General features: G+C 59.9%; 20 protein-coding genes. 12 read left to right on the top strand and 8 right to left on the bottom strand.

What is annotated here, in order from left to right; all coding sequences use genetic code 11:
* The first annotated feature begins 793 nt into the window (after positions 1 to 793).
* Entirely contained in the window at positions 794 to 1,417 is a 624-nt protein-coding gene (locus tag OQK_RS27985; RefSeq protein ID WP_016775373.1) for a glutathione S-transferase N-terminal domain-containing protein, read from the top strand.
* 177 nt (positions 1,418 to 1,594) lie between these two features.
* On the opposite strand, the gene OQK_RS27980 is transcribed toward OQK_RS27985, so the two are convergent.
* Complete coding sequence (locus OQK_RS27980) at positions 1,595 to 2,035, bottom strand: CBS domain-containing protein (RefSeq protein ID WP_016775372.1); 441 nt, start codon at positions 2,033 to 2,035, stop codon at positions 1,595 to 1,597.
* A 22-nt stretch (positions 2,036 to 2,057) separates the two neighbouring features.
* Here OQK_RS27980 and OQK_RS30295 point away from each other — a divergent pair, with 22 nt between their 5' ends.
* Both OQK_RS30295 and OQK_RS27975 read left to right on the top strand, forming a co-directional pair.
* Complete coding sequence (locus OQK_RS30295) at positions 2,058 to 2,237, top strand: hypothetical protein (protein ID WP_125927586.1); 180 nt, start codon at positions 2,058 to 2,060, stop codon at positions 2,235 to 2,237.
* Positions 2,238 to 2,412: 175 nt separating this feature from the next.
* Entirely contained in the window at positions 2,413 to 4,773 is a 2,361-nt protein-coding gene (locus OQK_RS27975) for a DNA polymerase II (protein ID WP_162098754.1), read from the top strand.
* Here OQK_RS27975 and OQK_RS27970 read toward each other — a convergent pair.
* The 3 genes from OQK_RS27970 to OQK_RS27960 form a co-directional block, all read right to left on the bottom strand.
* Positions 4,738 to 5,208 (bottom strand): DUF1810 domain-containing protein, encoded by a 471-nt coding sequence (locus tag OQK_RS27970; protein WP_016775370.1) that lies wholly within the window; start codon positions 5,206 to 5,208, stop codon positions 4,738 to 4,740. The genes OQK_RS27975 and OQK_RS27970 overlap by 36 nt on opposite strands.
* Positions 5,209 to 5,232: 24 nt before the next feature.
* On the bottom strand, positions 5,233 to 6,054 hold the full coding sequence (locus tag OQK_RS27965) for an aldo/keto reductase (RefSeq protein ID WP_016775369.1): 822 nt from the start codon (positions 6,052 to 6,054) through the stop codon (positions 5,233 to 5,235).
* A gap of 324 nt (positions 6,055 to 6,378) precedes the next feature.
* Positions 6,379 to 7,527: an aldose epimerase family protein gene (locus tag OQK_RS27960; protein WP_016775368.1), complete on the bottom strand. Its 1,149-nt coding sequence runs from the start codon at positions 7,525 to 7,527 to the stop codon at positions 6,379 to 6,381.
* Between the two features lie 245 nt (positions 7,528 to 7,772).
* Between OQK_RS27960 and OQK_RS27955 the strand changes: the two genes are divergently transcribed.
* The 5 genes from OQK_RS27955 to OQK_RS27935 all read left to right on the top strand — a co-directional run bounded on the left by OQK_RS27955 (position 7,773) and on the right by OQK_RS27935 (position 11,388).
* The gene (locus OQK_RS27955) at positions 7,773 to 8,522 is read left to right on the top strand and encodes a hypothetical protein (RefSeq protein ID WP_016775367.1); all 750 of its coding nucleotides are present in this window, start codon (positions 7,773 to 7,775) and stop codon (positions 8,520 to 8,522) included.
* Between the two features lie 150 nt (positions 8,523 to 8,672).
* Positions 8,673 to 9,458 carry a sulfite exporter TauE/SafE family protein gene (locus OQK_RS27950; protein ID WP_016775366.1) on the top strand — a complete coding sequence of 262 codons (786 nt, stop codon included), beginning with the start codon at positions 8,673 to 8,675 and terminating at the stop codon, positions 9,456 to 9,458.
* A 186-nt stretch (positions 9,459 to 9,644) separates the two neighbouring features.
* Positions 9,645 to 10,208 carry a DUF4174 domain-containing protein gene (locus OQK_RS27945; RefSeq protein ID WP_016775365.1) on the top strand — a complete coding sequence of 188 codons (564 nt, stop codon included), beginning with the start codon at positions 9,645 to 9,647 and terminating at the stop codon, positions 10,206 to 10,208.
* A 567-nt stretch (positions 10,209 to 10,775) separates the two neighbouring features.
* A complete protein-coding gene (locus OQK_RS27940; protein ID WP_038861886.1) occupies positions 10,776 to 11,105 on the top strand; it encodes a DUF6124 family protein in 330 nt (109 codons plus the stop codon).
* A 16-nt stretch (positions 11,106 to 11,121) separates the two neighbouring features.
* Entirely contained in the window at positions 11,122 to 11,388 is a 267-nt protein-coding gene (locus OQK_RS27935) for a hypothetical protein (RefSeq protein ID WP_016775363.1), read from the top strand.
* A gap of 53 nt (positions 11,389 to 11,441) precedes the next feature.
* On the opposite strand, the gene ampC is transcribed toward OQK_RS27935, so the two are convergent.
* Positions 11,442 to 12,653, bottom strand: coding sequence for a class C beta-lactamase (ampC, locus tag OQK_RS27930; RefSeq protein ID WP_016775362.1), 1,212 nt, complete (start codon positions 12,651 to 12,653; stop codon positions 11,442 to 11,444).
* 159 nt (positions 12,654 to 12,812) lie between these two features.
* Between ampC and OQK_RS27925 the strand changes: the two genes are divergently transcribed.
* Positions 12,813 to 13,685: a LysR family transcriptional regulator gene (locus tag OQK_RS27925; protein ID WP_016775361.1), complete on the top strand. Its 873-nt coding sequence runs from the start codon at positions 12,813 to 12,815 to the stop codon at positions 13,683 to 13,685.
* A gap of 151 nt (positions 13,686 to 13,836) precedes the next feature.
* Here the strand turns inward: OQK_RS27925 and gudD are convergent, their stop codons facing one another.
* The gene (gudD, locus tag OQK_RS27920; RefSeq protein ID WP_016775360.1) at positions 13,837 to 15,180 is read right to left on the bottom strand and encodes a glucarate dehydratase; all 1,344 of its coding nucleotides are present in this window, start codon (positions 15,178 to 15,180) and stop codon (positions 13,837 to 13,839) included.
* Between the two features lie 25 nt (positions 15,181 to 15,205).
* Positions 15,206 to 16,552 (bottom strand): MFS transporter, encoded by a 1,347-nt coding sequence (locus OQK_RS27915; protein WP_016775359.1) that lies wholly within the window; start codon positions 16,550 to 16,552, stop codon positions 15,206 to 15,208.
* Between the two features lie 355 nt (positions 16,553 to 16,907).
* Between OQK_RS27915 and OQK_RS27910 the strand changes: the two genes are divergently transcribed.
* A complete protein-coding gene (locus OQK_RS27910) occupies positions 16,908 to 17,621 on the top strand; it encodes a FadR/GntR family transcriptional regulator (RefSeq protein ID WP_016775357.1) in 714 nt (237 codons plus the stop codon).
* Positions 17,622 to 17,712: 91 nt separating this feature from the next.
* Positions 17,713 to 17,943 (top strand): hypothetical protein, encoded by a 231-nt coding sequence (locus tag OQK_RS27905; RefSeq protein ID WP_016775356.1) that lies wholly within the window; start codon positions 17,713 to 17,715, stop codon positions 17,941 to 17,943.
* Between the two features lie 112 nt (positions 17,944 to 18,055).
* Here OQK_RS27905 and OQK_RS27900 read toward each other — a convergent pair whose 3' ends face one another.
* Positions 18,056 to 18,970 (bottom strand): DMT family transporter, encoded by a 915-nt coding sequence (locus tag OQK_RS27900; protein WP_016775355.1) that lies wholly within the window; start codon positions 18,968 to 18,970, stop codon positions 18,056 to 18,058.
* Positions 18,971 to 19,071: 101 nt separating this feature from the next.
* On the opposite strand from OQK_RS27900, the gene OQK_RS27895 reads away from it, so the two are divergent.
* On the top strand, positions 19,072 to 19,938 hold the full coding sequence (locus tag OQK_RS27895) for a LysR family transcriptional regulator (protein ID WP_016775354.1): 867 nt from the start codon (positions 19,072 to 19,074) through the stop codon (positions 19,936 to 19,938).
* Positions 19,939 to 20,149 lie beyond the last annotated feature (211 nt).

Raw genomic sequence — 20,149 nt, 5'->3', positions numbered from 1 at the left:
ATCTTCGGTGTTACTGGTGTCGCATTTATATAAGTTTCAGTTTCGCCCACTGTTTATTCGGCGCGAAGCGGTCCTCAAGTCCTCGCAGAAGGGCTTTTTCCAGAGCGAGTCAGAGGGAACGCTGTATCACGCCAATCGGCGGGATAGAGCGGCTGCTCGGTGATCAGGCTTAGCACCTATCGGTGCGTAGCGAATCGATTTGGTGCAGGTCAGTCATTAGCGGTTCACAGGACATGTTCCTTATTTTGATTCTGGAGTATTGGTTAACTGCATCACATTCGGGCGTGCGCTTTTGGTGCAACTTCAATGACGGAAAGTCATTGTTCGACAATCTCGTTGTTGTGCCTTTTATTAATTGCCGTATTTAAAAAATAAATAACACTTGGCGCCCGGCGATCGCTCGATCGCCAGGCACGCAAAGTGTGCATTGGGTTTCAGGTAATAAAGGAGAAACGCGCCAGGCTGAATAGGCTCGGCTGAACTTGGGGCTGGATTTGCGAGTGAGTGGGGTATGTCGTACGGCGGAGCATTTGAAGATTCACAGGTGAACTCCTTATTGCCAGCTCGGACAGGCGAACTTTTGGTTCGCTGTCGCACCTTACAAGAACGCGGATAGCGTTCGATGAATGCTCTTGGTGCGGGATGGGCACCGCCAGCGCTGATTGGCGAAGGTTGATTTCGCAAGTCGGCAGTGCATGGGAAAAACGTGCCAATCACGACACATTTGCAGAATTTTCTACGTCAGGCCAGCCAGCCATCTACCCTGTGCAAAGGCCTTATCGGGGGAACGGACATGTACCAGCTCTACGGGCACAAGAATTCCGGCGCGGCTGCCATCGAGGCGGCACTGGAGTTGTGCCAGATCGCCTATCGCTTCATTGATACCGAAGCCAGCGCCGAGGCCGACGAGGCGCTGGGCAAACTCAATCCGTTGAAACAGATACCGACCCTGCAACTGCCGGACGGCAGCGCCATGACCGAAAGTGCGGCGATCCTGATTCACCTGGGCCTGACGTTTCCCAAGTCCGGCCTGCTGCCGAGCAAGGCTGCCGATCGTGATCAGGCGATTCGCGGTCTCGCCTATATCGTCAGCAATTGCTATGCGGCGGTCGGCATCATCGATTACCCCGAGCGCTGGCTGAGCACGCCCGACGAGAGCGCACGGCAAAACCTGATCGCCGGCGCCCGCCAGCGCTTGCACTTCAGTTGGGAGGTGTTTGCCGATCAGTTTTCCGGGGAGCTATATCTGGATGACGAAACGCCCGGCGCGCTGGATGTGCTGGCGGCCGTGGTAAGCCGCTGGGCCGGCAGCCGCGAACACCTGCGCCAGACCCGCCCGGGCTTTTATGCGTGGCTGCAAAGGATCGACCGACACCCGGTGCTGGCACCGGTGTTCGAGCGGCATTGGCCGGCCTGACGGGCGAGATCGTTCCCACGCTCTAGGTGGGAATGCCTCAACGGACGCTCCGCGTTCGGCTTTAGAGGGACGCGGAGCGTCCAGGGCTGCATTCCCACGCAGAGCGTGGGAACGATCATCTCTGACCTGGCGCATTCGCGAGCAGGCTCGCTCTCACAAGGGGTCACGGCGGTGGGCTCATTCGCCGCGAATGTACTGCTCCAGCTGTTTGATCAGCTCGGCCTGTTCGGCAATCGCTTCCTTCACCAGGTCGCCGATCGACAACAGGCCGATCAACTGGCCGTCCTCGACCACCGGCAAGTGGCGCAGGCGTTTGTCCGACATGATGCCCAGGCAAGTATCGACGGTTTGCCGGGTGTCGACGGTGATCACGTCCTTGACCATGATGTCGCGCACTGGCGTACCGACCGAAGAGCGCCCGTGCAGCACCAGTTTGCGTGCATAGTCACGCTCGCTGATGATGCCGACCACTTTGTCGTCTTCGACCACCAGCAAGGCGCCGACGTTTTTCTCGGCCATCTTCATCAGCGCTTCGAGCACCATGTGATCGGGTTTGATCTGGTGCACTTCCTGATTTTTCTGATCTTTGAGCTTGAGCAGTTGGGCGACGGTCTTCATGGCGGTTACTCAGGTGTTGTCGTTGTTCATCAAGCATCGTAGACGCAGCCGCGCAGAGCAAGGTGGCAAAGCGGCAGTTAGCGTGCAAAAAACGCCATTTGCCGGAAAAAACATCTTTGTATCGGTGAATGAAGCATCTGTGGCCAAGGGATTTATCTGTAACAAGGGGGATTATCTGTGGCAGAGGATTTATCTGTGGTGACGGGATTTATCTGTGGTGATGGGATTTATCTGTGGCGAGGGGATTTATCCCCGCTGGCCTGCGCAGCAGGCCCTTTCATTAAAAGCGGGGCCGCTTCGCGGCCAGCGGGGATAAATCCCCTCGCCACAAATGCTGCGTAGAATGGCGTTCTGATTGAAACGTTGAGGTCGCAGTGGTGGATTTACAGCAGGGCTTCGTCCTGACCCGGCATTGGCGCGATACGCCGGCCGGCACCGAAGTCGAGTTCTGGCTGGCAACGGACGCCGGGCCGCGCCGCGTGCGTCTGGCGCATCAGCCGTCGGTCGCATTTATTCCCGCCGCACAGCGAGAAGCAGCCGAGCGTCTGCTGCACGATGAAAAGAATGTAGAGCTGCGACCGTTGGCCTTGCTCGATTTTCAGCATCGTCCGGTGCTCGGTCTGTATTGCCAGCAGCACGGCCAGTTGATGCGCCTCGAAACCGCGCTGAACCGCGCCGGCGTCGACGTCTTTGAAGCCGACGTCCGCCCCCCGGAACGCTATCTGATGGAGCGCTTCATCACCGCACCGGTGCTGTTTGGCGGCACGCCGGATGCTGACGGCGTGCTGATCAACGCCCAACTGAAACCCGACCCCGATTACCGGCCGAAACTGCGTCTGGTCTCACTCGACATCGAAACCACCGAAAACGGCGAGCTGTATTCCATCGCGCTGGAAGGCTGCGGCGAGCGCCAGGTGTACATGCTCGGCGCGCCGAATGGCGATGCCAGCATTGTCGATTTCGACCTCGAATACTGCGATTCGCGCACGCTCATTCTGAAGAAGCTCAACGACTGGTTCGCCCGCCACGACCCCGACGCGATCATTGGCTGGAACGTCGTGCAGTTCGATTTGCGCATCCTCCATGAACACGCACGGCGTCTTGGCGTACCGCTGAAGATCGGTCGTGGCGGCGAAGAAATGCAGTGGCGCGAGCACGGCAGCCGCAATCACTACTTCGCCTCGGCAGCGGGGCGGCTGATCATCGATGGCATCGAGTCGTTGCGTTCGGCGACCTGGAGTTTTCCCTCGTTCAGCCTGGAAAACGTCGCACAGACCCTGCTCGGCGAAGGCAAGGCGATCAACAATCCGTACCAGCGCATGGACGAGATCAATCGCATGTTCGCCGAAGACAAACCGGCGCTGGCCAAATACAACCTCAAGGACTGCGAGCTGGTCACGCGGATCTTCGCCAAGACCGAACTGCTGACGTTTTTGCTCGAACGCGCCAGCGTTACCGGTTTGCCCGCCGACCGCAGCGGCGGTTCGGTCGCTGCGTTCACCCATTTGTACATGCCGTTGATGCATCGCCAGGGCTTCGTTGCGCCCAATCTGGGCACCAATCCACCGCAGGCCAGCCCCGGCGGGTTTGTCATGGATTCGCGGCCGGGGCTTTACGAATCGGTGTTGGTCCTCGATTACAAAAGCCTTTACCCGTCGATCATCCGCACCTTTCTGATCGACCCGGTGGGCTTGATCGAGGGTCTGCAGCACCCGGACGACGCTGACTCGGTGCCGGGCTTCCGTGGCGCACGCTTCTCGCGCACCCGCCATTGTCTGCCGTCCATCGTGGCGCGGGTGGCCGAAGGGCGCGAAACCGCCAAGCGCGAGCACAATGCGCCGCTGTCCCAGGCGTTGAAAATCATCATGAACGCCTTCTACGGCGTGCTCGGCTCCAGTGGTTGCCGGTTTTTCGATACCCGGCTGGCCTCGTCGATCACCTTGCGCGGCCACGAAATCATGCTGCGCACCCGCCAGTTGATCGAAGAACAGGGCCATGCGGTGATTTACGGCGACACCGATTCAACCTTCGTCTGGCTGCGCAGTCTGCACGGTCAGGATGAAGCAGCGCAGATCGGCCATGCGCTGGTCAAACACGTCAACGATTGCTGGCGCGCCCATGTGCGCGAGGAATACGGGCTGGAAAGCGCGCTGGAATTGCAGTTCGAGATTCACTACAAGCGCTTCCTGATGCCGACGATTCGCGGCGCGGAGGAGGGCAGCAAGAAGCGCTACGCCGGACTCGTCACCCGCGCCGATGGCAGCGAGGAAATGGTCTACAAAGGCCTGGAAACCGTGCGCACCGACTGGTCGCTGCTGGCGCGGCAATTTCAGCAAGAACTGTATGAGCGGATCTTCCAGCGCAAGCCGTACCAGGATTATGTGCGCGATTACGTGCGCAAGACCCTCGCCGGCGAGTTCGACGATCGGCTGATCTACCGCAAGCGTCTGCGCCGCACCCTCGACGATTACGAACGCAACGTACCGCCGCACGTCCGCGCCGCGCGGCTCGCCGATGACTACAACGCCGAGCAGGGTCGGCCCCGGCAGTATCAGAACGGCGGCTGGATCAGCTACGTCATCACCCTGGCCGGCCCGGAGCCGCTGGAGGTACGCCGCGCCGCCATCGACTACGACCACTACATCACGCGACAGCTGCAACCAGTGGCGGATGCGATTCTGCCGTTTGTCGACGACGACTTCTCAACCCTGATCGGTGGGCAACTGGGCCTGTTTTGAGTCGAGCAGTTGCAGCGTCCATTCATCGAGAATGCCGTGGAAGTAACGCTCCAGCGCCTGATGGAACAGACTTTCCTCAACGCTGAACTGGGCGAACAGGGTCATCGAAGAATGAAATTTCAAGTCATCGGGATGGCCAAACATTTCTGCAATCGAGCGCTGCGGCACATTCAGCACCAGTTGCGTGCAGGTGCGCAGCCGCGCCCCGAGCAGCTCGTGGGCCAGATAGGCCTGGGTTTCCTCGGCTGAACCAATGGCAAAGCGCCGGGCCATTTCGCTGCCGCCCAATCCGGCGAACTGCGGAAAGACGAACCACATCCAGTGGCTGCGCTTGCGGCCCGTTTCGAGTTCACGCAGGACCCGTTCGAACACCGGGTCCTGCGCCTGCACGAAACGTTGCAGGTTGTACGGGTCGTGCAGATCTGTGCTTCTCATGGCGAAGCCCTCGCAGTCGGCAGCTCAGACCATGGCCAGCCGCTGCTTGCGTTGAGGCGCCGGGAACACCTTGTCCAGCGCCGCCAGATCCCCGGCGTCCAGTTGCAACCGGGCCGCCTCGGCATTGAGTTGCACATGCTCGGGGCGCACAGCTTTGGGAATCGCAATCACGCCGTCCTGGCGCAGGAGCCACGCCAGTGAAATCTGCGCCGGGGTGGCGTTGTAGCGACAGGCAATGTCCTGCAGAACCGGCTCGGCGAGCATCGCGCCGCCTTGGCCGATCGGACAGTACGCCATCAACGGCAGGCGCTGGTGTTGGCACCACGGCAGCAGATCGAATTCGATGCCGCGCTCCTCGAGGTTGTACAACACCTGATTGGTGGCGCAGGCCGAGCTGGACAGTTCTTCGAGGTCGTCGACATCGAAATTCGACACGCCCCAACGGCCGATCTTGCCGTCCTCGCGCAGGCGTTCGAAGGCTTCGACGGTTTCCTCCAGCGGATACTGACCGCGCCAGTGCAGCAGATACAGATCGATGTAGTCGGTGCCGAGCCGACGCAAACTGCGCTCGCAGGCTTGCGGGATGCCCTGGCGGCTGGCGTTGTGCGGGTAGACCTTGCTGACCAGAAAGACTTGATCGCGCAGACCGGCAATGGCTTCGCCGACCACCGTTTCGGCACCGCCCTCGGCGTACATCTCAGCGGTATCGATCAGGCTCATGCCCAGCTCGATGCCGCTGCGCAGCGCCGCCACTTCACGGCTATGCGCCGAACGATCCTCGCCCATGCGCCAAGTGCCCTGGCCAATCACGGGAACCTGCACGCCGGCCAACTCAAGAGTACGCATTCAAACCTCCTGCCTTAAAGAGTCGATATCTTTAGTGGGCAGCAGGATAGAGCAAGGGTTCCCGGAAGGAAGGGGGAGTCAAGGATGAAACCGGATCAGCTGTGGTCAGGGGATCTTGTGGCGAGGGGATTTGTGGCGAGGGGATTTATCCCCGCTGGGCTGCGAAGCAGCCCCGATCCTGCAACACGCGTTGTATCAGACAGCGCTCTATTGCAGGTTTTTGGGGCTGCTTCGCAGCCCAACGGGGATGAATCCCCTCGCCACAGGGGCTGCTTCGCAGCCCAACGGGGATGAATCCCCTCGCCACAGGGGGTGCATTGCAGGTTACTTGGCGGAGAACTTAAGTATCACGCTGTGGGCATAGGTCTGCCCCGGATCAAGCCGCGTGCTTGGGAAATCCGGCTGGTTCGGCGAATCCGGATAGTGCTGGGTCTCGAGTGTGAACGCGCCCCAGTGTGGATAGACCTTGCCGCCCTTGCCCTTGACCGTGGCGTCGAGGAAGTTGCTGGTGTAGAACTGCACGCCCGGCTCGCTGGTGAACAGTTGCAGGACGCGTCCGGATTGCGGGTCGCTGACTTCGGTGGCGAGCTTGCTGACATCGCCCTTGGTGTCCAGCGCCCAGTTGAAATCGAAGCCGCCCTGTTTCGGCTCGGCGAATTTCAGCTGCGGATGATCAGCCTTGATGTGCGTGCCGATTGCCGTCGGTTTGCTGAAGTCCATCGGCGTGCCGGCGACAGCCGCCAGCTCCCCGGTGGGGATCAGTTTGGCGGTGACCGGCGTGTAATGGCTGGAGTTGATCATGGCGACTTGCTTGAGAATATCGCCATTGCCGGCGCCGGCCAGGTTGAAGTAACTGTGGTTGGTCAGGTTGAGCACGGTCGGCTTGTCAGTGCTGGCCTTGTAGTCGATGCGCAGTTCGTTGTTGTCGGTCAGGCGATAGGTGACTTCGGTGGTCAGATTGCCCGGGAAGCCCATCTCGCCGTCGGCCGAGAGGTAGGTCAGGGTCACGCCTACCGAATCCTTGTCCTTGGTTTCCCTGGCCTTCCAGACTTTCTTGTCGAAACCTTCGGGGCCGCCGTGCAGGGCGTTGGATTTGTCGTTCTGCGGCACTTGATAGCGCTTGCCATCGAGTTCGAAAGCACCTTCGGCCAGGCGGTTGCCGAAGCGGCCGATGGTCGCGCCGAAGTACGCGGTGCCTTTCTGATAGCCCTGCACATCGTCAAAACCCAAGACGACGTCGTCGAACTTGCCGTGTTTGTCAGCGACTTTCAGCGCTTGCAGGGTCGCGCCGTAGGTAATCACGGTGGCTTGCATGCCGTGGCTGTTGCGCAGGATGTACTGTTCGACAGGCGTGCCGTCATTGGTTTTGCCGAAGGCTTTGTGTTCAGCGGTCAGGCCCGCCGCGTTGGCGGAAAGGGTAGCGATCATCAGGGACAGTCCGAGGCCGGAGAGCAGGTGACGGGATTGAAGCATGGTTGACCTTCCTTTTTGTTGTTGTTTTGAGAAAATGCAATTAGTCAGGCTATTTAATATTTCGCAGAAGATTTATAGCGGATTTACCGCTGTTGGCAAATATAAAGTCCGACTAATTGATGTGGCGAAAAGCGCCGAAGGTCGGCTCACCGCCCGGGCACTGCACTTTTTCGCAATCGGCGGCTCTATGCATGGCCAGGATGCGGTGACCCCCGCCGCACAGGAATGTGCCTGTCCGAGACTTCATGCCGAGTGTTTTTGCCCTGATCACCGCCGCTCACCGCCGCCCGTGCCTGCTGCTGGCCTGCCTGTTGTCGCTGTTGCTCAGCGGCTGCAGCCACCAGAACGGCAACGGATTCTTCAATCAGATACGTGAAGGGCAGCCGCAGGAGTTTTTGCAGACCAGCGTCGACCGCATGGCCACCCTGGCGATGCGCGACAACCTCGACAGCCTCTATCGATTGATGGGCAAACTTTACCTGCGCAACCCGGAAGAACTGCGCAAATCCGGTTTCCTCACCGTCAACGCCGCCGTGAAACAGGTGCGTCTCGCTGTCGAGCAACAGCAGCCGTTGCCCGTGCTGGGCGGGCGCAAGGACCTGGCGGCGCTGAGCTATGCGATGAGTCCGGAATTCCTCGGCGACCGCGTCGGCGCGTTCATCTATGCGATCGGCAGCATGCTGGTCACCGCCCACGGCAATCGCACCGAGTTCTACATGACCGACGCGATCAACCCGACGTTCGTGCACAACGCCGCGCGCAACATCGAAAAAGCCATGTGGATTTTGTCGCAACGACAAAACAAGGAAGGCCAGCCGTTGCTGTTCTCCAACGAAATCTCGGAGGAGGGCAGCAACCTCAGCTTCGCCACCGAATTCAGCAAAATCGTCGCGCGCCTGGATCTGCTCACGCAGATGCTCGATGAGCGCTATCGCAGGATCGGCCTGAATTACGCGCAGAGTCTGCTGTTCTTGAATTTCTTGCCGGTGCAGTGAGCCTTGCAGGTTTGCTGTAGCGCAAAGATCCACTGTGGGATCTGCGGTGAATTCGATATGGCATAACGATAGACCGCATCGATATATGTGGTTATAAGAAAAATCGCTATGCTGCGGGCCAGATTTTCCTGTCGTTTTCTGGACGTTTGAATGGAATTGGCAAATTTCGGCCTGGTGATTGCCGGGCTGGTGGTTGGGTTTATCGTAGGCATGACCGGTGTCGGCGGCGGTTCGTTGATGACGCCGATTCTGCTGTGGTTCGGCATCAACCCGGCGACGGCGGTGGGTACCGATCTGCTGTACGCTGCGATCACCAAATCCAGCGGCGTCCTCGTTCACAGGAAGAACAAGAACATCGACTGGGCGATCACCGGCTGGCTGACCCTCGGCAGCGTGCCAGCCGTGGCCATGACCCTGTGGTTCCTCAGCACCCTGCACACCGCGCCGGACGCGATGAACGCCATCATCAAACAGGCGCTCGGCTTCGTCCTCTTCGCCACCGCCCTGGCAATCTTCTTCAAGAAACGCTTGCTCGAATTCGCCCACAAACGCGCGGGTGGCAACTACAACCCGAGCGGTTCGCGCCTGAATATCATGACGGTGATCACCGGTCTGGTCCTCGGCACCATGGTTGCCCTGACCTCGATTGGCGCCGGCGCACTGGGCACCGTCGCCTTGTTCATCCTCTACCCGCTACTGCCAACCCGCCGCCTGGTCGGCACCGAAATCGCCCACGCCGTACCCCTGACCCTCGTCGCCGGCCTCGGCCACGCAAGCATGGGCAACATGGATTGGGGCGTGCTGGGTTTCCTGCTGATGGGCTCGCTGCCAGGCATCTGGCTCGGCAGCCACCTGACCGGACGCATCTCCGACGAAGTCCTGCGCCCGTGCCTGGCGACGATGCTGGTGTTGATTGGTTATAAGTTGGCGTTCTGAGTCAGTCTGGAGCAAACACTTCCAATGCAGCGGCCCTGGGGATGTGCTGATGATCGCTTGCGTCATGTTGCGCAAAGTTCTCCCTGACCTAAGCTTCTGACAGGGCAATGCCTTTTTGCCAGACACCGCCGGAACAATCGCCACGATGCGCAATCAGTAGTGCGTGGATATCAAAAGGAGATGCGCATGCTCATCAGGTCCCTGACCCTGACCCTCTTGCTGGCAATCGCCGGCCCCTTGTTCGCCGCCGACAGCGATTCACCCCTGGCCGGGGACGTGGGCCGCGCCCGCCCGCTGATCGTGATTGCGCAAAGCACTGTCGACCCGGTCTGGCTGAGCCTGAAGAAGTCGCTGGAAGATCCGGCCAACAAAAAGGGCGTCACCGACCGCAACATCAAGGTCTACACCATCCTCAGCATGTCCGGACAGCTCGACGGCAAGGACATGGGCCAGCAGGACACCATGGCCCTGCTGCGTTCGCTGAAGCTCGGTGCCGGCGCTTATCCAAAAGTGTTCCTGGTGGGCAAGGACGGCGAAACCAAGCTCTCCGCCTCGGGTGATGAAGCCAAGGCATTGAGCCTGGCGAAAATCTTCGAAACCATCGACGCCATGCCCATGGCCGAAAAAGAAGCCGCCGCTGCGGCCGCCGCCGCACAAACGCCTGCCGCCACCGAGCCGGAACCGGCCAAAGGCGCGAAGGGCAGCAAACCGGCGAAACCGAGCAAACCGCCGCAGATGCCGGATGATTGATTGCGCGTTGACTGAATGAAGCAAAATCCTTGTGGGAGCTGGCAAACCAGCTCCCACATTTTTTTGTGAAGTGCACAGTTCAAATGTGGGAGCGAGCCTGCTCGCGATAGCGGTTTTTCAGGCGCTGAAAGGTGACTGATCGAGCGCATTCGCGAGCAGGCTCGCTCCCACAAGTCATCTGCTGATCGAAATTCATTGCAGCATATGCCTGCCGAAACGTCTGACGCCAACACCCTTCAAATCGAGTGGATTTTTCCTGCAAGACGCGGCGGCCGTGGTGAACTGGTGCGTTGTGACGCAGAGGGATAACCTCTTTTGGCCGCTGAAAAACACAGTGGTCGGATGTGGAAGTCCGGTTGTTTGGTTACATCCATCAATGTCTCAAAAGCGCATGTCGACGGGTTTTATGTCAACATCGCCGCGTTTTGGCGGCTGTGCGCAGGAGCACTCTCGAGTGCGCCGGGTATTGGTGGATTGGCCTGGTCTTCCACACCTGCGTACAGCTGCCACCCTCATGTGGAAGTGAGACAGGTAGTGTTTCCTACAATCCACAACGGTAATCAATACATGAAAAAACACACTCCAAATCCCCCCGAATCCCCCATGGATTCAAGCTCCTTCGACTCCAATAATCCGCGTCTGCGCCACCCCGGCCAACCCGATCCCATCAGCCACGTTTTCACCATTCTCCCCGACATCGACACGGCGACACTGCTGAGCCATGCCTGCGAAACCCTTGCCTCACTGAACGTACTGACCACCGATCTGGCCTGCGAGTTGAGCGGTGCGCAGCGCAGCCTGACGTTGTCGATCCAGCAATTGGCCGTGCTCGGAGAACTGCTGGTCAACCGCGCGCTGGACAATCTCGATTCACCCGCAACGGCGACTCAACATTGAACAGGGAGGTTCTACCATGGCGCGTTACATACCGATCACCGGGATTGACTGCAAAATTCCCTGTGTGCTGATCGACAGCGAAGCCCCCATTGACGTGTTGCACGGCACCGCGGCTTACCGCTTGCGCTGTGTGACGCAGCTGATGGAGAGCCTTTCGCTGGACGAGGGCAAGGGACACGATGCATTGCTGTTGCAGGATTTCGCCCGGGTGCTGGCGATTCCGTTGCGCGATAGCTGTGACTTGATGGATGTCATTGGCTGGCGCTTGCAGGCGCAGCTTTAAGCGCTGAAACGAAAAAGATCGCAGCCTGCGGCGGCTCCTACAGGATAGGGTTTTCACTCGGTCAATGGAGCTGCCGCAGGCTGCGATCTTTTAATCTTTATTCGGTCAACTGACTGAAAAATCTCATGCGCAATCTTCACCCGTTCGGCATTCGGGTAGTTCTTGTTGGCAAGAATCACAATGCCTATGTCCCGCGACGGCACGAACGCCACATACGCGCCAAAGCCCCGTGTAGAACCGGTCTTATTGAATAGCACATTGGCCGGTTCAGCTTGCGGTGGAGTCAGCCATTCGACTTTGTGCGGTTCCATGGCCATGGGGGTCGAGTTGCCGTTTTGCAGTTTTTCCAGGCTGATCGGGTAGACGTAGCGCTCCCAGCCCAGGCCCTGGGTCATGTCGCCGACGCGGTAATAACCGATGTGGGTGTTGGCGATGGCTTGGTGCAGATCAGGCGCAAGGCTGGCCGGTTTCAGCTGTGCCTGGACGTAACGCAGCAGGTCGGCGGCGCTGGTTTTGATGCCGTAGGCTTCGGCGTCGAGGGCGCCGGGGCTGACGCGTACCGGTTGGTCGGCGCTGTCGTAGCCTTGGGCGTAAAGCTTCGACTGCGCTGGCGGTACGCTGAGGAAGGTGTGCTGAAGGCCGAGTTTCGGCAGCAGGGTTTGCGTCATTGCCTGGTCGAACGGCTGGCCGAGGCTTTTCGCCGTCAGGTAGCCGAACAGGCCCAGGCTCGGGTTGGAATACAGGCGATGGCTGCCGGCGGGAAACTGCGGTTTCCATTGTTGGTAATAGCCGAGCATCCTGTCGGAAGAATCCGCCTCAGCGGGAAATTGCAGCGGCAGTCCGCCTGCACTGTAGGTGCCCAGTTGCAGCACGCTGATGTTGTCGAAGGCGCTGCCCTTGAGCTCCGGCCAGAGTTGGCTGGCCATGCTCGACAGGTCGAGTTTGCCTGTGGCCTGGGCGTAACCGGCGAGGGTGGCGGTGAAGGTTTTACTCACCGAGCCGACTTCGAAGAGGGTGTTTTCGCTGACCTTTTGTGCGGTGTCTTTAGCGGCGACCCCGTAGTTAAAGTAATGCGCTTGGCCATTCAGGGTGATCGCTACGGTCAGCCCCGGGATGTTGTTTTGCTGCATGACCGGGGTGACGGCTTGGCTGACCAGTGCCTGCAATTGCGCATCCGTCGGCGTTGCGGCATGACAGGCAACGCTGCCGAAGAACAGTGCGAAAGCGCTGTAGGAAAAGACCTTGCTCGGTTTTAAGGAACACATGATTGAATCACTCTCCATGAGTGTCGATTGTTGTATCCCGCTACACTGCGGGTGATTTTTCATCGGGCGGCCGATCAGCGCGGCCAATTTAGGCACTTCGCTGGATCTCGACAAACGATGAAAACTCGCATGGGCCATTAGAAAAATTTGGGGCAACGCATGATTCGACCGCAACTGCCGCTCAACGCTCTGCGCGCGTTTGAAGCCTCGGCACGTCATTTGAGTTTTACCCGTGCTGCCGTCGAGTTGTGCGTGACACAAGCGGCGGTGAGCCATCAGGTCAAAAGCCTGGAAGCGCAACTCAACCTGACCCTGTTCAAACGCCTGCCCCGTGGGCTGATGCTGACCAGTGAAGGCGAAACCTTGCTGCCGGTACTCAGCACATCATTCGATCATATTGCGCAGATGCTCGAGCGTCTGGCCGGTGGGCAGTATCGCGACATGTTGACGGTCGGCGCGGTGGGCACGTTTGCCGTGGGCTGGCTGTTGCCGAGGCTGGCGGACTTTCGGGGGAAACATCCGCTTATAGATTTACGTCTGTCGACCAATAACAACCGGGTGGATGTGGCGGCGGAAGGACTGGATTACGCCATTCGTTTCGGTGCTGGCGCCTGGCATGGCATCGAGGCGACACGCTTGCTCGATGCGCCGTTGTCGGTATTGTGCGTGCCGGAGATTGCCCGGCAACTGCACTCGCCGGCGGACCTGTTGCAGCAGACCTTGCTGCGTTCCTATCGCACCGATGAATGGCCGGAGTGGTTTCACGCAGCGGGCCTGGCGACGCAGGCCGCGCCACCGCAAAGCATCGTGTTCGATTCGTCGCTGGCAATGATGGAAGCCGCATTGCAGGGTGGCGGCGTGGCGTTGGCGCCGCCGCTGATGTTCGCCCGGCAACTGGCGGCAGATGCGATCTGCCAGCCGTTTGCGATCGAGATCACCACCGGCAGTTACTGGCTGACGCGGTTGCAGTCGCGAGCGGAAACGGTGGCGATGAAAGCGTTCAAAACCTGGTTGCTGCAAATTAATGCCTGATTCACCTCATTCCCTGTGGGAGCTGGCTTGCCAGCGATGGGGTCGCAATGGCCAACATTAATGCTGGCTGACCCACCGCTATCGCTGGCAAGCCAGCTCCCACAGGTTTATCAGTTGAATTACAGGGCCGGGCTTTAATCCTCGATTTTTCTCACCGCACCAGACACGGCCGCTTGTTATCGAATTTCCACCCCGGAATCAGAAACTGCATCGCCACGCTGTCGTCCCGCGCGCCGAGGCCCATGCCTTTGTACAGTTCGTGGGCCTTGGCCACTTGATCCATGTCCAGCTCCACGCCCAGCCCGGGTTTTTTCGGCACCTGCACGAGACCATCGACAATCTGCAGCGGTGCCTTGGTCAGGCGCTGACCGTCCTGCCAGATCCAGTGGGTGTCGATGGCGGTGATCTCGCCGGGTGCGGCGGCGGCGACGTGGGTGAACATGGCCAGGGAAATATCGAAGTGGTTGTTGGAATGCGAGCCCCAGGTCAGCCCCCACTCATGACACATCTGCGCGACGCGTACCGAGCCCTGCATGGTCCAGAAGTGCGGGTCGGCCAGCGGGATGTCCACTGACTGCAACTGAATCGCGTGGCCCATTTCACGCCAGTCGGTGGCGATCATGTTGGTCGCGGTTTTCAGTCCGGTGGCGCGGCGGAATTCAGCCATGACTTCGCGCCCGGAATAACCGTTTTCGGCACCGCACGGGTCTTCGGCGTAGGCGAGTACGTGGTGCTGATCGCGGCACAGACGAATCGCCTCTTTCAGCGACCAGGCGCCGTTCGGATCGAGGGTGATTCGCGCTTCAGGGAAGCGCTCGGCCAGTGCCGTGACCGCTTCGATTTCGGCATCGCCGCTGAGCACGCCGCCCTTGAGTTTGAAATCCTTGAAACCGTACTTGGCGTGCGCCGCCTCGGCCAGACGCACGACCGCTTCGGCGGTCATGGCTTTCTCGTGACGCACACGGAACCAGTCGTTTTCGGCGTCCGGTTCGCTGCGATAGGCCAAATCGGTTTCGTGTTGATCGCCGACGTAGAACAGATAACCGAGCATCTTCACTTCGTCGCGTTGCTGACCTTCACCGAGCAGCGCCGCCACCGGCACGTCCAGATGTTGGCCGAGCAGGTCGAGGAGGGCGGCTTCCAGGCCGGTGACCGCGTGAATGGTGATGCGCAGGTCGAACGTCTGCAGACCACGGCCGCCGGCATCGCGGTCTGCGAAGGTCTGGCGCACCTGGTTGAGGATCTTCTGGTAGGTGCCGATGGGGCTGCCGACCACCAGATTGCGCGCGTCCTCCAGGGTCTGGCGAATGCGCTCGCCACCGGGCACTTCGCCGACGCCGGTGTGGCCGGCGTTGTCCTTGAGGATGACGATGTTGCGGGTGAAAAACGGCCCGTGGGCGCCGCTCAGGTTGAGCAGCATGCCGTCGTGACCGGCCACCGGAATCACTTGCATGTCGGTGATGATCGGAGCTTTGGCGGTGTCGTGAGTAGTCATTATTGTTTTCCTTGTCGAGACGAAGTCAGGCGTGTTTCGGCGCGGCGTCGGCCACAGCCTTTTCAGCAGCGGGTTTCGGCGTGGTGCGCGCGGCGAAGACGATGATTGCGGCGATGATCGAGGTCGCGGCCAGACCATAGAGGCCGCCCTGAATCGAGCCGGTGTGCTGTTCCAGCAGGCCGAAGGTGGTTGGCGCGACGAAGCCGCCGAGGTTGCCCACCGAGTTGATCAGCGCGATCACTGCCGCCGCGATGCGTGCATCCAGATAAGCCTGGGGAATCGGCCAGAACAGCGACGAGGCGGATTTGAAACCCAGCGCCGCAAAGCAGATCGCGACGAAGGCAAAGATCGGCCCGCCAGTGGTGGACATGAACATCCCCGCTGCGGCGATCAACAGGGCAGTGGCGACCCACGCTTGCTGATGTTTCCACTTCGCCGACAGCGAGGCGAAGGCGTACATGCCGACGATCGACAGCAACCATGGAATCGAGTTGAACAGGCCGACCTGCACGTCGCTGAGTTCGCCCATCTTCTTGATGATGCTCGGCAGCCAGAAAGTCGCCGCGTAAATGGTCAACTGAATGAAGAAGTAGATCAGGCAGAACAGAATGATCTGCCGGTCCTTGAGCAGTTTGCCCAGCGAAGGCCGGATCGGCGTCGCGGCTTCACGGGCCTTTTGCTCGTCGTCGATGGCGCTGACCAGCGCATCCTGTTCGGCGCGGCTCAGCCATTTGGCGTCGTGGGGTTTGGCATCCAGCCAGAACCAGACAAACACGCACAGGCACACCGAGAACATCCCCTCGATGAAGTACATCCACTGCCAGCCGTGCATGCCCAACCCATTGATCTGCAGGAGCAGACCGGACAGCGGGCCGGAGATCAGCGAGGCCACGGCCGAACCGCTGAGGAAAATCGCGATCGCCTTGCCACGCTCGACGCCTGGCAGCCAACGGGTGAAGTAATAAATCACCCCGGGAAAGAACCCGGCCTCGGCCACACCGAGCAGAAAACGCAGAATGTAGAAGTGGGTTTCGTTCTGGATGAACGCCATGCAGGCCGCGACTATGCCCCAGGTGAACATGATGCGGGTCAGCCAGATGCGTGCGCCGACTTTTTGCAGAAGCATGTTGGACGGCACTTCGAACAGCGCGTAACCGATAAAGAACAGCCCGGCGCCGAAGCCATAAGCGGCAGCACCAATGCCCAGATCGGTTTCCATGTGGGTGCGGACGAAGCCGATGTTCACCCGGTCAATGTAATTGACGATGAACATGATCACGAAGAGCGGCAGGACGTGGCGTTTGACTTTGGAGATGGCTGAGGCGAGCGTCGGGTCGACGCTGTCCTGCATCCCGGAGACGGAGGTTTTCACTGATGTTTCTCCCACTGATTATTTTTATGCGGGTAGGACTGGGTGCTGCGTTGTTGATAGACATCATACAACTGTGGTTTTTTGTCCTACAAGTGGGAAGCAGCGATTAAATTCTTCTGAATGCTATCTTTCTTATGCGAAAAGTGGATTTTATCCCGTTTTTATTGGCTTTTGCGTCAATTGAGCAGGGCGAATCGTTGAATCGTGGCGACTGATGCGCGTTGGCAGGCTGCCAGGAAATACTGATTTATTGGAGTGTTGTCATACAAGTTGAGCCGCCGCCAACTGCTAAAACCCATCTCGACCGTCATCGCGCAGTGCTACGATCGGCAAGCCCCGATCACCGGAACCGATCATGCAAGAAGACCTCGACGCGCCCGCGCGCAAACGCACGCACAACCTCGCTCATGACCTGGTGGAAAAGCTCACCCAGAGCATCCTGCTCGGACAACTGTCGCCCGGTGACAAGCTGCCTTCGGAGAACTCCATCGTTCAGGAGCACGGCGTCAGCCGCACGGTGGTGCGCGAGGCGATCTCCAAGTTGCAGGCCTCGGGGCTGGTCGAGACGCGCCATGGCATCGGTACTTTCGTGATCGAGCGCGCAGCGGAGCAGGGCCTGCGCCTGAACGTCGATACGGCGCTCGGCGTGCGCAGCATTCTCGAATTGCGCATGGGCCTGGAGACGCAAGCGGCGGCGCTGGCGGCGCAGCGGCGCAGTGAGCAGCAGGTGCAGCAGATGCGTCAGGCGCTGGATGACTATCAACGGCTGCTGGCGAACAACGACAGCTGCGTGGAGGCCGATCGGCGTTTTCATCTGCTGATCGCCGAGGCCACCGGCAACGCTTGTTTCAGCGAGATCATGCAGCACCTGGGCAGTGCGATGATCCCGCGCAATCGCCTGAATGCCGCCGAGCGCGGCGCGGCGGATCTGAGCAAGCTCGGCCACTTGGCCAATCTGGAACACGAGGCGATTCTGAATGCGATCAAGCGTCAGGACGCCGATGCCGCCCGCGCTGCGATGTGGCTGCACCTGACCAACAGTCGTGATCGCTTTATCGCCCAAGGCTGATGCCGCTGGTCTGATCTACCGCACGCCCTCAGCACCCGCGCTTCCAAGTAATACGCCCCGGATAATCCGGGCCAGTATTGTGAGGTGCAGCATGGCTGATGACTCGCTTGTTCCCGGTGGCATGGCGCCCACCGACCAGACCCGCCCCGTATCCGGCACCGACGAGCCGACGCTGAGCGATCACGACGCACCGCCGGGCATGGACCCGGGGCGCGATCCGCTGAGCGATGCCGACCGCCCGGATGACTGGAAGGATCCGCCGGATGACGAGGATGTACCGCCGGCGGGCGAGCCGACACCGTTGTCGGATGATATGCGCTGAGGTCTCGATTATTCATTGAGTGGGCCGGCCTCTTCGCGAGCAGGCTCGCTCCCACAGGGAGTTTGTGTCATCCACTTTGGGAGCGAGCCTGCTCGCGAAGACGGCATCGGCTTCACTGCAGATTCAAGCCTTTGCTCTCAACTGCTCGAACGACGCCAACCCGACGCTCCAGATTCAACGCCAACACACTGATCAACACCACCACCGCTCCCATCAGCACCATCAACGTCGGCCGTTCACCCAGTCCCCACGACGCAATTCCCATGGCCGTCGGCGGTATCAGATACAAGGTCATCGTCGCCCGACTCAAGTCCACATGCTTGAGCACGAAACCCCAGGCCAGATACGCCAGCGCGCTGGGAAACACCCCCAGCATCAGCACCGCCCACTGCGCACGCGGCGGCGCCTGCATCACGGCGTCAGCCAGCCCCGGCAGATAAATCAGCAACAGCAACGTCCCCGACCACACCGCGTAGCAGCCCAGGCTGAAGCCGTCGTAGCGCCGCGCATGATGCTTCTGCAGGGCGAAATAGATGCTCCAGGAAAGCGCCGCCAACAAGATCAACAAGCCATGGGCATTGATAGCGCCCATGCCCTTGTCGCCGCTGACTACGATCACCACGCCGACAAATCCAAGCAGCACACAACCCCAACGCCAGATGCTGACGCGTTCCTTGAACACAAAGCACGCCAGCAGCGTGCTGAATAACGGGCTCGATTGCGCCAGCACGCTGGAAGCCCCGGCACCGATGCCTTGCTGGCCGATGTTCAAGGCGACGTGATGCAGGCTGACGGCGAAGAAGCCCAAGGCAAACAGTAACGGCACATCGCGCCACTGCGGCAGGCGAATGCCTTTGAAAATTGCGATCAGCGCCATCAACAGCGACGCCAGCAGGAAACGCAGCAAGGCCAGATGTCCGGGATCGTACCCTTGCAAGCCGATGTGAATGCCGGTGGGCGAATAACCCCAGCAGCCGACGACAAACGTCATGGCCAGGATGATTTTGCAGGTAGAAGTGGAAGTCATGATTGAGGCACCAAGGCAGTGGATGCGCCGAGTATCCGCGCGCCCGATCATTCGCCACAACTGACTTATACTGCGTCGACTGTTCACTCAGAGTGATGATTATGGAACTGGCGCAAATCCGCATGTTCAAGACTGTGGCCGAGGTCGGCAGCATTGCCCGGGCCGCTGAAAAGCTGTTCTGCGTGCCGTCGAACATCACCGCGCGGATCAAAGCGCTGGAGGCCGAGTTGGGCGTGGCGCTGTTCTTGCGCGAGGGGCGCGGACTGCGCATCAGCCCGGCGGGGCAGACCTTTCTGGTTTATGCGGAAAAGATTCTGGCGCTGACCGTCGAAGCCAAACGCGCGCTCGACCCGGCCGCCGAGCCGTCCGGACCGCTGCGCATCGGCGCCATCGAGTCTTCGGCGACCGGGCGCTTGCCGCGCCTGCTGGCGAAATTCCACAAGCGCTACCCGCAAGTGGCACTGGAACTTACCACCGGCACCTGGAGCCAGTTGCTCGACGACACCGTCAACCATCGCCTGGATGGTGCGATCGTGGCGGTAGATGTCGAACGTGCTCAGCTCAAACGCACGCCGATGTATCGAGAGGAATTGTTACTGATCGCCTCGACTTCATTCGGCCCGGTGCGCGACATCGCGGATCTGCAAGACAAAACCCTGTTCATGTGGCCACCGGGTTGCCCATACCGCGCGGCATTTGAGCATTGGTTACTGCGCCGAGGGCAGGCGCTGCCGATTGTCAGTCTGGCCAGTTACGGAGCGATTGTCGGCTGCGTCAGCGCCGGTGCCGGGGTGGCGCTGGTGCCCAGGGGCGTGTTCGAGCAGTACGCCAAAGGCGCGGGCTGCGAGGGTTACGAGTTTGCTGAACTGAGGGCGATCGAGAATTTGTTTTACTGGCATGAAAACGCCGGTGTGCACCCGGCGCGCGAGGCGTTTGTAGGGATGTTGCGTGAGGAGTTTGCCCAATAGAAAAGCGGCCCTCACCCCAGCCCTCTCCCGGAGGGAGAGGGGGTCGACCGAGGTGTCTTGCGCCAGACATCGACCTGAAAGTCCGAGCCGCTTATGGATTCACGAGCACAACCAGCGCTGTGTAGTTTGCGGATTCAGCGGTCCCCGTTCAGGTCAGCGTACCTCTGAAATATCCCCCGATCAGTCCCCTCTCCCTCTGGGAGTGTATGTA

This window comes from Pseudomonas sp. R62, from assembly GCF_000257605.1.
GTDB lineage: Bacteria > Pseudomonadota > Gammaproteobacteria > Pseudomonadales > Pseudomonadaceae > Aquipseudomonas > Aquipseudomonas atacamensis.
The sequence above is the reverse complement of the archived record's forward strand: the minus strand, read 5'-3'. Positions and strand labels throughout refer to the sequence as shown.